Source organism: Corallococcus sp. AB038B, assembly GCF_003668955.1.
GTDB lineage: Bacteria > Myxococcota > Myxococcia > Myxococcales > Myxococcaceae > Corallococcus > Corallococcus exiguus.
On the sequence record NZ_RAWO01000001.1, the window covers coordinates 815943 to 831204 of the forward strand.

Sequence of the window (15262 nt, forward strand, 5' to 3'; positions counted from 1 at the left end):
TTTCAGATGCGGTAGGCGCGCGCGACGCCTTCCATCTGGCTGGCGACTTCCTGCAGCCGCTTCGCCGCGCCGGTGGTGGATTTCAGGCTGGTCTGCGTCTCCGTCATCATGGAGGACAAATCCGTCACAGCGCTGAAGATCTGCGCGATGCCCGCATTCTGCTGGTTCACCGCTCCGGCGATCTGCCGCGCCGCCGCGGCGTTGTCCTGGACGATGGTGGCCAGCTCCTTCAGGTGCTCGCCGCTGGTGCGCACCTGCTCCAGTCCTTCCGCGACGCTGGAGTGGCTCTGCTCCGTCATCTTCGCCGTGGAGATGATGGCGTGGCCCAGGTCCCCCAGGATGTCGCGCACCTTCTCCGTGGCCTGGATGGACTGGTCCGCCAGGTTGCGGATTTCACGCGCCACCACGCTGAAGCCCTTGCCGTGCTCGCCGGAGCGCACCGCCTCGATGGCCGCGTTGAGCGCGAGCATGTTGGACTGGTCCGCCAGGTCCTTCACCGTCTGGGTGATGCCGCCAATCTGCTGCGTGCGCTCGTTGAGCTGCACGATGCGCATGGCCATCTCCCCGGACTGCTCGTGCAGCCCCTGGAAGCCACCCAGGCTGTCGCGGATGGCGACCTCGCCCGCGCGGCCCACCTCCTCCGCGCGCGACGCCACGCCCAGCACCGTCTCCGCCTTCTCCGCGGCCAGCAGCGACGTCTGCTTGATCTCCTGCGCCGTCACCTGCGTCTCCTGGAGCGCGGCGGCCTGACGGGCCACGTTGCGCTCCTGGACCTCGGAGGCGAGGTTCAGCTCCGCCACGGTCTCGCTGAGGACGTGCGTGCCCTCCTGGAGGCTGGTGGCCGTCTCGCGCAGGTTCTTCATCATCTGCGCGAAGGCCTGCGTCAGCTCGCCCACCTCGTCCCGCCCCGCCTTCACCTCCATCTCCTGCGTGAGGTCGCCCTCCTTCACCACGCGGCGGACCACCTCACCGAGCGCGCGCAGCGGCCGGGTGATGCCGCGCGCCAGCACCCACGAGCCCAGGCCCACCGACGCCACGAAGAGGGCCGCCAACCCCAGCACCAGCCGGCGCATCTCGTTGAGGGGCGCGTAGGCCTCCGCGGGGTCCACCTGGGCGATGAACTTCCACCCGTCCCCCACGTCGCGCACCTCCGAGCCGTTCACCGCGACCACCGCCACGCGGCCCGAGTCGTCGTGCTCGCCCTTGCGCGTGTCGAACAGCGTGCGGCCGTCCGCGCCCCGGACCTCCAGCGAGAAGCTGGTGTGGCCGCGGTGCTGGGCGCGGGTGAGCGCGGGCTTCACCAATTCTCCCACCTGGCCCCAGTCGAACGCGGCGAGCAGCACGCCCAGCCGCTGGCCTCGCTCGTCCATCACCGGCACCGCCAGCGGCAGCACGTGCACGCTGTAGATGGGGTCTTCGGCCTCCACGCCCTCGGCGGTGGTGGTGCCGGCCTGCGCCTTCTGGAACCACGGCGCCTTGCGCACCGTTTCCGCGCTCCCGGCGTAGGCCTCGCGCAGTGCGGGCGTGCTGGCGGAGACCGCCGCGCCGTCGTCGCTGAAGAGCACGATGCCGTTGAGGGTGAGGTAGCGCCGCTGCAGCAGCGACAGCATCGCGTCGCTCGCGGTGGGGTCCTTCGTGCGCAGCGCCTGGCGCAGGACCGGATCCTCCGCCCAGCTGTGAGCGCTCGCCTCGCGCTCCGCCAGGGTGGACTCCAGCAGGTCCTTGAACCCTTCCGCCTCCATGCGCAGGGAGGTGTTGATCTGCGCCTCCGTCTGCTGGCGCATCAGCTTGTCCTGCATGCCGGTCAGTGCCAGCAGCGGCACGCAAGACACCAGGGTCATGTACAGCAGCAGCCGCCCACGCAGCGTCAGGGACGGCAGTTTGAAAGAAGGCATGGCACGCCGGCGCGAAGGAGAGGACCCGGATTCCTATACCAGAACCCGGGTCCCGAACCCCCTGTCCGGCTGGCCGCCTACAGCACGGGCACCCGGTCAGGCAGGTCCCTCGCGGGCAGGCTGGAGTAGTCCGCGTCCAGGTCCAGCCGCACCCGCTGCCTCACGCGCGTGCTGAGCAGCCCCCGGAGCATGCCCAGGAAGGCCGGCGGCGCCGCGATGACCAGCTGGTCGAACGCGTGCGAGTCCACCCCCTTGTCCAGGCGCCCGGACAGCTCCCGGGCGAAGCGCTCGTGCTCCAGCTCCCTGCGGCCGTTCGGGTCGTTCTCCGGCACCGGGCCGTGCAGCGTGCCGGCGTTGGGGTTGTCCGCCTGGTTGAACAGCTCGACGGGCTTGGTGCGGCTCTCGTCATGCTGGAACTGCTCGATGAGGTCCCACTTCTCCGCCTTCGCATCCGTGGCGAAGAGCCGGGCGCGACTCGCGTTGGCCACCAGGATCCAGAGCCTCTTGTCCGCCATCTTCACGCCTCCTTGTCTCTTGAGGGATGCGGACCCCCCCGCCCACCGGCAAGCTTCCCCCACCGAGCCGACTCCCCTCCGCGCGCTGGCCAGGCGGCCCACCCGCCGCCCCCTTCGCGCAGCGGCAACACGAACGGGAACACTCTGCGTGCCCCCCGGTGCCTGACGACCTCCGCCCACGTTGACCCGCCGCATCCAAGCGGCGACCATCGTGCGCTGGGGGATTTGGACGGGAGTGGGCTGTATGGAGAAGTATTTCAATGTCCGTGGACTCAAGGTGCGTGGCCGCCGTACATGCCACCCGTCCATCCGGTACACGGCGGGTGAATCGTCACGTGCCGAAAGTTTTTCCGCTTCGCGCGCGATTGATGCCCTCCCGTGGGTTGCAGGGTCGCCCCGGCATGGAAACCTGATCCCCCCATGGGCACCGACGACCTCCTCGCACACACAGTCCTGTCCGAATCGGGTGACGCCGTGACCGACGGTGGCGGAGCGCCAGTCGTGATGTCGCCGGTCGGACAGGAAGCGCAGGAAGGCGCGGTGCTGGGCAACTACCAGCTGGAGAAGCTGCTGGGCGAAGGGTCCATGGGCCGGGTCTTCCAGGCGCGGCACGTGCGGCTGGGGCGCCAGGTGGCGCTCAAGGTGCTCAAGCCGGAGCACGCGCGGGACAGCTCGTTCGTGCAGCGCTTCTTCCAGGAGGCGCGCACCGTCAATCAGATCAACCACGAGCACATCGTGGAGGTCTTCGACTTCGTGGACGAGTCGCCCAACGGGCACGTCTACTGCGTGATGGAGCTCTTGCGCGGGCAGAGCCTGGCGGCGCTCCTGAAGGAAGAGGGGCTGACGCTGGAGCGCGTGCAGCGCATGGGCGTGCAGGTGTGCGCGGCGCTGGGCGCGGCCCATCAGGTGGGCGTGGTGCACCGGGACATCAAGCCGGACAACCTCTTCATCACGCAGCGCTCCGGGCAGCGGGACTTCGTGAAGGTGTTGGACTTCGGCGTGGCGAAGCTCATCACCACGCAGACGGGCGTGAGCCTCACCGGCACGCTGGACGGGACCATCATCGGCACGCCGGCGTACATGGCGCCGGAGCAAGCCGCGGGGCTGCCGGTGGACGGGCGCGCGGACATCTACGCGGTGGGCAACATCCTCTACGAGATGCTCTCCGGCCACCCGCCCTTCCAGGCGTCTGCCTTCGGGCAGCTGGTGGTGCAGATCATCACCCAGCCGCCGCCGCCGCTGCCGTCGCACCTGCCTTCGGGCGAGCGCGTGCCGCCGGAGCTGGCGGCCCTGGTGATGCGCTGCCTGGCGAAGGAGCCGGAAGGACGGCCCCAGCAACTGGCGGAGGTCACCACGGCGCTGCTCCTGATGCCCACCGCGCCGGCCCCGGAGCCGCGCACGGAGGCGCTGGTGGAGGAGGCGGAGCGGCCCACCCTGCGCATGCGGGTGCCAGGCCTGCTGCGCTCGCGGCGGCTCCAGGTGTCCGTGGGGTTGGCGGCGCTCGCGCTGGTGTCCGGCATCACCACGTGGAAGGGGCTGCACTCGATGCGCGCCTCCCATGCCGGGCAGACTCCGGTGGCGGTGGCGTCCGTCACGGAGTTGGCCGCCGAGGGGACGCCGGTGGTGGGCGCGGCGGATCCGGTGACGCTCACGGTGCACTCGTCGCCGCCGGGCGCGAAGGTGGTGCGCGTGGACACCGGCGAGGAGCTGGGCGTCACGCCGCTGACGAAGGCGCTGAGCCGGAAGACCGTGCCGCCGCAGCTGCGCGTGGAGCTCGCGGGCTACGTTCCGCTGGAGCGGACGGTGGAGCTGAAGCAGGATGCCGCCGCCGCGGAGCTGTCCGTGCCGCTCGTGAAGGCGAGCGCGGGGCCGCGTCGTGCCCCCGCGCGTGCGCCGGGCCGCAAGGGAGGAAGCCGGGATGCGGTCATTGATCCGTTCGCGTCGCAGTGAGCCCAAGGCCCTGAGCCTGGCGCTCGCGCTCGCGCTCGGGACGCCGTTCCCGGCGGTGGCGGCGGAGACGACGGCGACCGCCGCGGACGACCAGGCGCGGGAGAAGTTCTCCGAGGGCAACCTGGCGTACGACCTGGGCGAGTTCGACCGGGCGCTCAAGGCCTTCAGCGAGGCGTACCGCCTCAAGCCGCTGCCCGCGTTCCTCTTCAACATCGCGCAGTGCCACCGGCAGCTGAACAACCCGTCGCGCGCGTCCTTCTTCTACCGGCGCTACCTGTCGTTGTCGCAAGGGGAGCCGGCCAACGCGGACGTGGTGCGCGAGCTCGTCGCGGAGATGGACGCGAAGGCGCGCGTCCAGGAGGAGCAGCGCCGGGAGCGCGAGCGCTTCGCCAGGGACCGCGAGCTCCAGAAGGCGCGGGAGCAGGCCGCGCTGGCGGAGGCGCGCGCCAACGAGGCGAGGCTCGCCGCGAATCCGTCCGCCGCGCGGGAGAAGAACGGGGCCTCGGAAGCCCTGGCCATGCAGGTGCCGGACGCGTCCGTGAAGACGGAGGCGGGCGCCTCCAAGCCGTGGACGCGCCGCTGGTACGTCTGGGCGGGCGCGGGCGCGGTGGCGCTGCTCGCGGGCGGCGCGGTGTGGCTCGCCACGGCGCCGAATCCCCGGGACACGACGCTCGGCACCGTGGGGCGGTAGGCGGCTTCCAACGCCGCCCGGACGTTCACGACACGCTTCCGCGGCGCGGGCAATGCAGCCGCGTGGGCCTCAGCGCTGCGGCGGTGGCGGCGCGGCGGCCTGCGCCAGCACCTGCGCGGCGATGCGGCCGATGCGCGCGTGGAACGACGGGGCGTCGTGGAAGGTGAGTCGCACGTCGCCCACCTTCAGCTCGTCGCCCGTGCTCAGGAGGCGCGGTTGTTCCGCCTCCAGCGCCTCGCCGTTCACCGTCACCGGCCGGGACTGCGCCAGCCGCTCCACCTTCCAGCCGCCGTCCGGCGTGGGGTGCAGGGCGAACTGCTCGCGCGACACCGTGGCGTCATTCACCACGAAGGTGTTGTGCGACGCGCGCCCCAGCTTCAGGGGGCCTCGGTCCGCCACCCCCATCAGCTCGAAGCACAGCGCGTCGCCCGCGGGCAGGCAGTCGCGCAGGTCCATCATGGGCAGCCGCGTGGCCGCCACGTTCTGTTCCTCGGGGACGTTCCACGCGCCCGCCTCCCACACCAGCCACGCGTGCGGGTACTTGGCGTTGAACTTCTCTTTGAGTGCCATGTGCTGCCGGATGAGCAGCGAGAGCAACAGGGCTCGCATGGCCCATTCATAACCCCATCCGCCGCTTCCGCGTCGCCCTGACGGCTTCCCAGGTGTCCACGAGTGGGCGAATGGGCCCGCCCGAAAGGCTACAACCGGGCAACGACGGCCTTCGCCATCCGCTCCGCCGCGCCCGCGTCCATGGGCAGGAAGAGGCACGGCTCCGTCACCTCCACCTCCTGCAGCCGGGTGCGCCCTTCGTTGTCCGTGGCCACGTCCACGCGCGCGTACAACAGCCGAGCGCCCCCGGACGCCTCCATCACCTCGTGCGCCAGCTGCTGCTCCGCCGCGTTGTCCGGCGTGAAGCCGTGCGGCTCCGCGAAGCCCCGGGGCGCGGTGGTCAGCGTGGGCGGGCGGCGCACCGCGTGGCTGAAGACGCCGTTGAAGAAGATGTACGAGCGCTCGCCCTCCGTCTCGAAGGCGCGCAGGTAGGGCTGCACCATCACGTCGCCCTCCTTCGCCAGCTCCGTCACCTTCGCGCTCGCGTCGTCCCACTGCTCGCGCCGGACGATGAAGACCTTGAGCCCGCCCGCCGCCACCGCGGGCTTGAGCACCACCGCGTCCCAGCCACGCTCGCGCGCCGTCGCCGCCACGTCCAGCGTCCCGCCGGGCGGCACCCAGACGGTGGGCGTCAGCGGCAGCCCGCGCGCCTCCAGCGTCTTCAGATAGCCCTTGTGCGTGTTCCACCGGAGCACGTCCGCCGGGTTGAACAGGCGCGTGACGCTGCCCACGCGGTCCGCCCAGGCGAGGAACTCCTCGCGGCGCAGGTGGCTGTCCCAGGCGTTGCGCACCACCGCCGCGCGGACGCGGCTCCAATCCACGGAGGGGTCGTCCCAGATGACCGGCCGTGCGTCCAGGCCCAGCGCCTGCAGCGCGGGCACCAGCGGCGCGTCCAGCGGGTTCATCCGAGGCAGTCCGGCGTAGGTGATGACGGCGATGTCCAAGGCGGCGGGCTCCAGGCGACGGGAAACGCGCCGCGTTCTAACGCGCTCCCGTGCCCCGTGCAGCCACGCCCCGCGTCACGCCAGGCGCGCGAGGGACGGCTTCCCCACGGCCGCCGTCTCCACGGTCTCCTGCGTCAGCTGCTCCGTCAGCGCCTTCGCCTCGCGCGCCACCCGCCCCAGCTCTCCCTGGCCGTGAGGGAAGGGGGCCGCGGGGCCGTCCAGCGCCAGCAGTTGCTGCCGCAGCGCCGCGCCGTTGGGCGTGCGCTTCTCCGGGTCCTTCTGGAGCAGCTGCATGACGATGAGGTCCAACGCCAGCGGCACCGCGGGGTTGAGCTGCGAGGGCGGGACGACCTCCTGGTCCACCGCCGCGCGCAGCAGCACCTCCTCCGAATGGCCGCTCAGCGCGCGCCGGCCGGTGAGGGCCTCGTGCAGTGTGAGCCCCAGGGCGAAGAGGTCCGCTCTCCCGTCGATGTCCTTGCCCATGGCCTGCTCCGGCGCCATGTAGCCCAGCTTGCCGCGCACGCTGCCGGCCACCGTGAGGTTCGCGCGCATCGCGTCCCGCGCGATGCCGAAGTCCGACAGCTTCACCTCGCCAATGCGCGACACCAGGATGTTGGGCGGGTTCAGGTCGCGGTGGACCAGCCGCAGGGGCACGCCGTCCGCGCTGGTGCGCCGGTGCAGGTAGTCCAGCGCGCCCGCCAGCTCCGCGGCCAGGAACGTCGCGGCGGACATGGGCAGCGGCCGGCGGTTCTGCGGCTTGAGCAGCGCGCTCATGGGCAGCCCGTCCACGTACTCCATGGCCAGGAAGTAGGTGCCGCCGTGGCGGCCCAGGTCGAACACCTGGACGATGTTGGGGTGGTAGAGCGACGAGCACAGCTCCGCCTCGCGCCGGAACATGGTCACGAACGCCGCGTCGTCCGCGTACGACGGCAGGATGCGCTTCAGGGCCACCTGCTTCTCGAAGCCGCCCTCCGGCGAGTACGTGGCCCGGTACACCTCCGCCATGCCGCCCGCGCCCACGCGCTCATGCAGCACGTACTTGCCCATGACCTCCTGTTCGCGCAGCGCCGCGAGCGCGCTCCGCGTGCGCTCCAGGAAGTGCCGCGCCAGCGTCGCCGTCAGCGCGCCCGTGGCCACGAAGAAGAACGCGCGCACGCAGATGAACAGCGGCCCCAGCGTGACGAGCGGCTCCTCCGGCAACAGCGGCCGCACGAAGCCGAAGTAGAGCGCCAGGTACTCCGCCGCCACCAGCGCGCCCGCGGCCAGCCCCAGGCGCGGGTTGCTGCGCAGGCCCGCCAGCGTCACCAGCGTGCCCCAGATGACCAGCGTGGGCGCGGTGAGCGCATAGACGGGGCCCTTGAAGTGCAGGTCGAACGCCAGCACCACCGCCGGGATGCTCACTTCAATGAAGACGTTCAGCCACGGGATGGCCGGGTGGAACGCGCCGGAGCGCAACACCCACCACATGCAGCCGTAATAACCCGACAGCACCGCGGACAGCCCCATCAGCGCGAGCGTCAGGTCCCACCCCATCGCAGGCCCGAGCGCCGCGGCCACCACCACGCAGATGGCGGACAGGATGCTCATGAAGCGCGCCACGGACAGCTCGCGGGCCTGCGCGTCCCGCCGCAGGTGCGAGTCCAGGAAGCGCGAAACGGTGCTCGATGGATTCCGGGTAATCATGTCCCCCCACTCTAGAACGTGGCAGGACGCGTCATCCGCCTGCTCCCCCACACGTTGGGTGTGCTCCTACCATACCTTCCGCCACACGGAAGGCTCTTGGAGCCCCACGAAGTGGACTTCAGGGGTCAGGTATCGCTGAAATGTTGCACCCCCGTCCAATGCGGCATGCGAGGCACGGGGGGCTTTCCTCGTCGCACCCGTTCTTTCTTCACGGCACTGCCTTCGGGCAGGAGGCTTCATGCGCAGCTCCCCCCGTTTATTGCTGGCCGCCCTGGGCGCGGTCCTTCTGTTGGGCAGTGCCTGCAGTTCCGATCCAGAGGTCAATGCGGTCTGCGGTGACGGAAAGAAGGAAGGCGCCGAGCAGTGCGATGACGGCAACACCAACAACGGAGACGGGTGCGAAGCGAACTGCACCGTCACTGGGGTGAAGTGTGGCGACGGAAAGAAGGAAGGCGCCGAGCAGTGCGATGACGGCAACACCAACGGGGGTGACGGGTGCGAGGCGGACTGTACCGTCACGTCCGCCCAGACGGTCCAGTGTTGGGCCACGCCTCCCGCGCCGCTGGCGAATGGTGCCACCTGCGAAGTGACGAAGGCGGGCACGGCCGGGAAGCTCTTCACGGGCATCGTGCTCAAGGATGGCCAGACGCTGATGGGCGGCCAGGTGCTGGTGGACGCCCAGGGCGTCATCACCTGCTCCGAGTGTGACTGCTCGAAGGCGGCCGGCGCCGCGGAGGCCACCGTGGTGACGTGCCCCACGGGCGTCATCTCCCCGGGCCTCATCAACCCGCACGACCACATCACCTACCCGGGCTCGCCGCAGGCCAGCACCAGCGTGGAGCGCTACGAGCACCGCCACGAGTGGCGCACGGGCAGCAACAAGCACACCCGGCTGAACAACCCGTCCAACACGAAGGCGGACGCGATCCGCTGGTCGGAGCTGCGCCAGGTGATGGCGGGCACCACCTCCATCGCGGGCGCGGGCGGGCAGCTGGGCTTCCTGCGCAACATGGACGTGTCCGCCGCCGCGCAGCAGGAGGGGCTGAGTGAGGCGTACGCGGACTCGGACACCTTCCCGCTGGGTGACAGCAGCGGCACCATGCTGACGGACAGCTGCTCGTATTCGTCGTTCCCGTCCTCCGCGACCATCACCTCGCGCACGTCCGCGTACCTGCCGCACGTCGCGGAGGGCATCGCGTCCACGGCGCAGAACGAGTTCCGCTGCCTGTCCTCGGGCGCGGGCAATGTGCTGTACCCGCGCTCGTCCATCATCCACGGCGTGGGCCTGACCGCGGCGGAGATTTCGCAGATGGCGGCGCACGGCACCGGCCTCGTCTGGTCGCCGCGCTCCAACATCTCGCTGTACGGCGACACGGCGATGGTGACGGCCTACAAGCGGCTGGGCGTGTCCATCTCCCTGGGCACGGACTGGATCCGCTCCGGCTCCATGAACATCCTGCGCGAGCTGGCCTGCGCGGATCACCTCAACACCACGCGCTACGCCAAGGCCTTCACGGACGAGGACCTGTGGCGCATGGTCACGGCCAACGCCGCGGACGTGGTGGACATCTACGAGCGCGTGGGCCGCATCGCCCCGGGCAAGATGGCGGACCTGGCCATCTTCCGCGTGGGCGCGAACGCGGCCTCGCCGTTCCGCGCGGTCATCGCCGCGCAGCCGCAGGACGTGGTGCTGACGGTGCGCGGCGGCAAGCCGCTCTTCGGTGACCAGGCGCTGGTGGACGGCCTCAAGGGCACGGACGCCTGCGACGCGCTGGACGTGTGCGGCACCCAGAAGGCCGCGTGCGTGAAGTCGGAGATTGGCAAGACGCTGGCGGAGTTCCAGGGCTCCCCGGACACCCAGGGCCTCTACCCGCTGTTCGCGTGCGGCACGCCGCAGAACGAGCCCACCTGCGAGCCTTCTCGCAGCGCGGTGAACACCAGCTTCCCGGTGGCCGCCGTCAACGGCTCCACCGTCTACACGGGCGTGTCGAGCGCGGCGGACGCGGACGCGGACGGCGTCGAGGACGCGAGCGACAACTGCCCCACCATCTTCAACCCCGTGCGCCCCATGGACAACGGGCGGCAGGTGGACACGGACGGTGACGGCGTGGGTGACGCGTGCGACCCGTGCCCCCTGGAGGCGGGTACCACCTCGTGCGTGGCCTTCCGCGGCGACGACGACGACCACGACGGCGTGGCCACCTGGAAGGACAACTGCCCCTTCGTGGCCAACGCGGACCAGAAGGACACCGACGGCGACGGCAAGGGCGATGTGTGCGACGGCTGCCCGAATGACGCGGCCACGTGCTCCGCCGAGGACCCGTCCGACTTCGACTACGACGGCATCACCGCCCCCACGGACAACTGCCCGCTGGTGGCCAACCCCGACCAGAAGGACACCGACGGCGACGGCGTGGGCGACGCGTGTGACGCGTGCCCGGTGGCCAACCCCGCCGGCACCGCGTGCCCCACGACCGTCTACGACGTGAAGGTGACGCCCCGCTCCGGCGGCCAGTCGCTGGTGGGCTCGAAGATCGCGGTGGACGACGTGGTCGTGACCGCGGTGGATGCGAAGGCGGCCAATGGCTACTGGGTGCAGGTGGCGAACTACCCGGCGGGCAAGGGCGCGGAGAACTCCGGCCTCTTCATCTACAGCCCCAAGGCCGACGTCGCGGTGGGCGACAACCTCCGCGTGGAGGGCACGCTGAAGGACTACTTCGGCCTGCTGGAGGTGACCGACGGCAAGGTGACGAAGCACAGCGCGGCCAACCCGCTGCCGGCTCCGGTGGTGGTGCGCACGGAGGACATCCGCACCAATGGCCTGAAGGCGAAGGCGCTGGAGGGTGCGCTGGTGGAGGTCCGCAACGTCTTCAACACCCGCCTGGAGAACACCAACCGCGAGTTCATCGTGGACGAGAACAAGTCCGGCAACCCGGCGTCCTCGGGCCTGATGGTGGACGACCAGGCCTTCGCGTACCCCACGCAGGTGCTGGGCACGGAGTACATCACGCTGCGCGGCGTGCTCACGTTCGGCTTCAACGAGCACAAGGTCCTGCCCCGGAGCGCGGCCGACATGGTCATCCCGCTGCCGCCCCTGCCGGCGCTGACGGCCTTCGCGTCCGGTGGCTTCGCGCGCGTGGGCGGCACCCAGGCGATTCCGCAGCCCCTCACCGTGACGATGGCGAACGCCTACCCGGTGGACGTCACCGTGACCATTTCCTCCAGCGACGCGGCGGCCCTGTCCGCGGCGGGCGGGCAGGTGGTCATCCCCGCGGGCCAGACGAGCGCCACGGTGGCGCTGGACGCGAAGGCGGCGGCGGCCTCGGTGACCCTCACCGCGACGCTGGGCACCTCCTCCCAGACGACCGCGCTGCGCGTGCTGGGTGCGACCGAGGCGGCCAACGCCACGGACCTCACCCCGGCGACGCAGAGCGTGGCTCCGGGTGGCACGGCGCGCTTCACCGTGACGTTCGACCGGCCGGTGCCGGCGGGCACCACGCTGGACGTGACCGTGGCCCCCGCGGGCTTCGGCACCATCACGGCCCAGGCCGTGACGGCGGACGCGCTGACGGCCACCTTCGACCTGACCGTGGAAGAGGCCAGCACCGGCTCCGGCACGGTGACGCTGGGGGCGCTGAGCGCCACGGTGAACGTCAACACGGACGTGCCGCAACTCACGTCGCTCACCCCGTCCACCGCCACGGTGAACGCGGGCGCGACCCAGGTGTTCACGGTGACGCTGGCGTCCGCTCCGACGGAGCCCGTGCAGGTGCTGCTGGCGCTGACTTCGCCGGCCACGCCCTTCGGCGCGCTGTCCGCCACGTCGGTGACGGTGGCCGCGGGCGCGACGACGGCGACGGTGACGTTCACCGCCGCCGCGGACGGTGAGGGGACGGGCGCGGTGTCCGCCTCGCTCAACGGCATCACCCGGTCGGCGGAGCTGACCGTGCTGCCTCCTCCCGCGAAGCTCGCCAGCGTCACGCCGGACACGGCGACGGTGACGGTGGGCACGACGCAGACGTTCACCGTCACGCTGGACCGCAAGGCCCCCGCGGGCGGCGCGGCCGTGGACGTGGCGTTCACGCCTTCGGAGCTGGGCTCGCTGTCGGCCTCGACGGTGACGGTGACGGAGGGTCAGACGACCGCCACGGTCGTCTTCACCGCCACCGAGGCCACGGGCGAAGGCCAGCTCACCGCGTCCTACCAGGGCGTGACGAAGCAGGCGGCCGTGACGGTGGCCGCGCCCCAGGGCCATGTGGTCATCAGTGAGCTGGCCCCCGGGGGCCCGGGGGGCGCGGACGACGAGTTCGTCGAGCTCTACAACCCGACCAATGCGGAAGTGGATATCAGCGGCTGGAGGCTGCAGTACATGAAGGCAACCACCGGCACGGCCTATTCGGGCAACTTCGAGATTCCCGCTGGCTCGAAGATCGCGGCGCATGGCTTCTTCCTTGTGACGAACGCCAAGTACGTCGGCTCCGTGACGGGTAACGCGAGCTGGGGCTCGTCCTTCTCCATGGCGGCCGCGGGCGGGCACATCCGCATCGGGCCCTCGACGCTCGCCACGGGCGCTTCGGAGACGGCGGTGGACAAGGTCGGCTACGGGACCGCGGACCAGGCGGAAGGCAAGAGCTCCGTCCCCGGGACCATCGCCAACGGCGGCAGCGTGGAGCGCAAGGCCCGGGCGTCGTCCACCTCCACCACCATGGGCGCGGGCGGCGACGACGAGCTCGCCGGCAACGGCCAGGACACGGACGACAACGCGGCGGACTTCGTGCAGCGCACGGCGCGTCAGCCGCAGAACGCGTCGAGCCCCATCGAGATGCCGTAGTCCCGGCATCCCGCCCCGCTCTCCTCACCCGAGGGGAGCGGGGGGGCTGAAGCCTCCCTGAAATGAAAAACGCCCGGTCCCCTCACATGGGGGACCGGGCGTCTGTTTTTCCGGGCCGCCCGGCCCGGTGGGTTCAGCGCCTCAGCCCATGGGGCCGCGCACGTGGAGGCCGCCGGAGAGGATCTGATCCAACGACGCCATCAGCGGGTCGTAGTTCACGGCGGCGCGGAACAGGTTGTGGTGCAGCAGGATGCCCAGGTAGCCGCCCATCATCGTGTGGGCCATGTGCAGCGGGTCCACCTCCTGGCGGAACTCATTGCGCTTCTGGCCGAAGCGGATCATCCCCGCCAGCACCGCCACGTAGAGGGAAATCTTGTCGCGCAGCGCCTCCGCCACGCGGTCGTTGGACTCCGCGGACTCGGCGGACAGCATCCCGAAGAAGATGCCGTATTCGCGGTGGTAGCGCAGGAACTGCGACGTGCGGGACACCACGAACACCAGCTGCTCCCGGCCGGACAGGACGCGGCGCTCGGCGAGCAGCGGCGCGAACTCCATCAGGTAGCGCTGATGCAATTCATCGATGGCCGCCAGGAGCAGGTCTTCCTTTGTAGGGAAATGCCAGTAAAGCGCGCCCGGCGTCATCCGGATGGCTTTCGCCAGGTCCGACATCGTCGTCGACAGGTAGCCCCGCCGAGCGAACAAATTGATGGCGGCCTCCAGGATTTCGACCCGCGTTCGCGCGGCCCGCTCCTGTTTGATTTCGCGCTTCGCTGGTTCCTTGCTCATTTCCGGGTAAATCTACACCTCACGCCAGGAGCGTCACCTTAACGATTTCAGACGGCGCGGCGACGCGCAGGGGTGGGCCCCAGAAACCGGTGCCCCTGCTGACATAGAGGTGGTTGTCGCCTTCCTGGAAGAGGCCGGCGTCGTGCTTCCAGATGGCGGAGACGGCGACGGTGAACGGGAAGAACTGTCCGCCGTGGGTATGTCCGGACAGTTGCAAGCCCATGCCTGCCTTCGCAGCCACATCCCAATTGGATGGTTGGTGCGCGAGCAGCACCGCGGCACGGTCGGGATTCCGGCCCTGGACGGCGGCGTCCAGGTTGTAACCCTTGGGGCCGTTACGCATGGACCAGTCGTCCACGCCCACCAGGTCGAACGCACCGCCCGCGTCTCCAATCGTCACGTGACGATTTCGCAACACGGTGACGCCCAGGCCGGTGAGGGCGTCCGCCCAGGTGCTGGCGTTCCAGTAGTACTCGTGGTTGCCGGTGATGAAGTGCGTGCCCGCGCGCGCCTGGAGGTTCTGGAGCGCGGCGACGGAGTGGCGCAGGTCGGCCACCGTGCCGTCCACCAGGTCGCCGGTGATGGCGACCAGGTCCGGCTTGAGCGCGTTGGCCCGCCGAACCAGCTCATCCATGAAGCGCCGCTGGATGATGGGGCCCACGTGGATGTCGCTCATGTGGACGATGGTGAAGCCATCCAGCGCCTTGGGCAGGCCGGGCAGCCGCACCGCGACCTCGTTGACCACCGGCGGATGGAAGGCGCTCCACATGCCGTAGCCGGTGAGGCCGCCCGCCGCGAGCACCGCGCCGCCCGCGGTGGCCCGCGAGAGGAACAGCCGGCGGGCTTCGTCCACGGGGGGCACGGCGGGAGGCGGGGGCGGCACGGAGACGGCCAGGTCCGACAGGGACGGCGGCGCGGCGGGGTCCGGCGCGGGCGTGGCGAGCGGCGCGGTGACGCCCCGGTGGCCGCGCGTGCGCGCCACGAGCCAGCGCACCGCGCCCATCAGCGCCAGGGAGAGCAGCAGGTAGACGGCGACGCCCATCCACGTCCACGCGAACACGGCGACGATGAACGCGGAGGGGATGATGCGCGTCACCACCCAGGACAGCAGCAGCGGCACGCACAGCGCCGTCAGCAGCACCTTGCCGGCGGTGCGCCAGGCGCGGTTCGTGGACGTGTCGCGGAAGAGGCGCCGGTACAGGTAGACGTGGACGTAGACCGACGCGACGCTGACGAGGAGGATGAACAGGATGATGCGCAACGGGCTTTCCACCATGGGAGGCCCATCTTCACGTTCACGCGCCACGGCGCAACCGGCATGCGCGTGAAGAAGCGTGAAGCGGCGAGGGGGCTCCGAG

The 15262-nt window shown here is 70.6% G+C and carries 10 protein-coding genes; 3 read left to right on the forward strand and 7 right to left on the reverse strand.

Going from position 1 to position 15262, the window contains the following annotated elements:
• Positions 1 to 2: 2 nt before the first annotated feature.
• On the reverse strand, positions 3 to 1895 hold the full coding sequence (locus D7Y04_RS03495; RefSeq protein WP_121758302.1) for a methyl-accepting chemotaxis protein: 1893 nt from the start codon (positions 1893 to 1895) through the stop codon (positions 3 to 5).
• Between the two features lie 77 nt (positions 1896 to 1972).
• Complete coding sequence (locus tag D7Y04_RS03500; protein WP_121758303.1) at positions 1973 to 2410, reverse strand: host attachment protein; 438 nt, start codon at positions 2408 to 2410, stop codon at positions 1973 to 1975.
• A 420-nt stretch (positions 2411 to 2830) separates the two neighbouring features.
• Here D7Y04_RS03500 and D7Y04_RS03505 point away from each other — a divergent pair, with 420 nt between their 5' ends.
• Positions 2831 to 4360, forward strand: coding sequence for a serine/threonine-protein kinase (locus D7Y04_RS03505; protein ID WP_121758304.1), 1530 nt, complete (start codon positions 2831 to 2833; stop codon positions 4358 to 4360).
• Entirely contained in the window at positions 4329 to 5051 is a 723-nt protein-coding gene (locus D7Y04_RS43955; RefSeq protein ID WP_147454776.1) for a tetratricopeptide repeat protein, read from the forward strand. The genes D7Y04_RS03505 and D7Y04_RS43955 overlap by 32 nt, the downstream gene beginning before the upstream one ends.
• A 69-nt stretch (positions 5052 to 5120) precedes the next feature.
• Here the strand turns inward: D7Y04_RS43955 and D7Y04_RS03520 are convergent, their stop codons facing one another.
• The 3 genes from D7Y04_RS03520 to D7Y04_RS03530 form a co-directional block, all read right to left on the reverse strand.
• Complete coding sequence (locus D7Y04_RS03520; RefSeq protein ID WP_121758305.1) at positions 5121 to 5660, reverse strand: FHA domain-containing protein; 540 nt, start codon at positions 5658 to 5660, stop codon at positions 5121 to 5123.
• 89 nt (positions 5661 to 5749) lie between these two features.
• Entirely contained in the window at positions 5750 to 6604 is an 855-nt protein-coding gene (locus tag D7Y04_RS03525; RefSeq protein WP_121758306.1) for a RimK family alpha-L-glutamate ligase, read from the reverse strand.
• 75 nt (positions 6605 to 6679) lie between these two features.
• Positions 6680 to 8287: a serine/threonine-protein kinase gene (locus D7Y04_RS03530; RefSeq protein WP_120599009.1), complete on the reverse strand. Its 1608-nt coding sequence runs from the start codon at positions 8285 to 8287 to the stop codon at positions 6680 to 6682.
• Positions 8288 to 8525: 238 nt separating this feature from the next.
• Between D7Y04_RS03530 and D7Y04_RS03535 the strand changes: the two genes are divergently transcribed.
• Entirely contained in the window at positions 8526 to 13118 is a 4593-nt protein-coding gene (locus D7Y04_RS03535) for a lamin tail domain-containing protein (protein ID WP_121758307.1), read from the forward strand.
• A gap of 141 nt (positions 13119 to 13259) precedes the next feature.
• Here D7Y04_RS03535 and D7Y04_RS03540 read toward each other — a convergent pair whose 3' ends face one another.
• Both D7Y04_RS03540 and D7Y04_RS03545 read right to left on the reverse strand, forming a co-directional pair.
• A complete protein-coding gene (locus D7Y04_RS03540) occupies positions 13260 to 13904 on the reverse strand; it encodes a TetR/AcrR family transcriptional regulator (RefSeq protein ID WP_120599011.1) in 645 nt (214 codons plus the stop codon).
• A gap of 19 nt (positions 13905 to 13923) precedes the next feature.
• Positions 13924 to 15180: a metallophosphoesterase gene (locus D7Y04_RS03545; protein WP_121758308.1), complete on the reverse strand. Its 1257-nt coding sequence runs from the start codon at positions 15178 to 15180 to the stop codon at positions 13924 to 13926.
• Positions 15181 to 15262 lie beyond the last annotated feature (82 nt).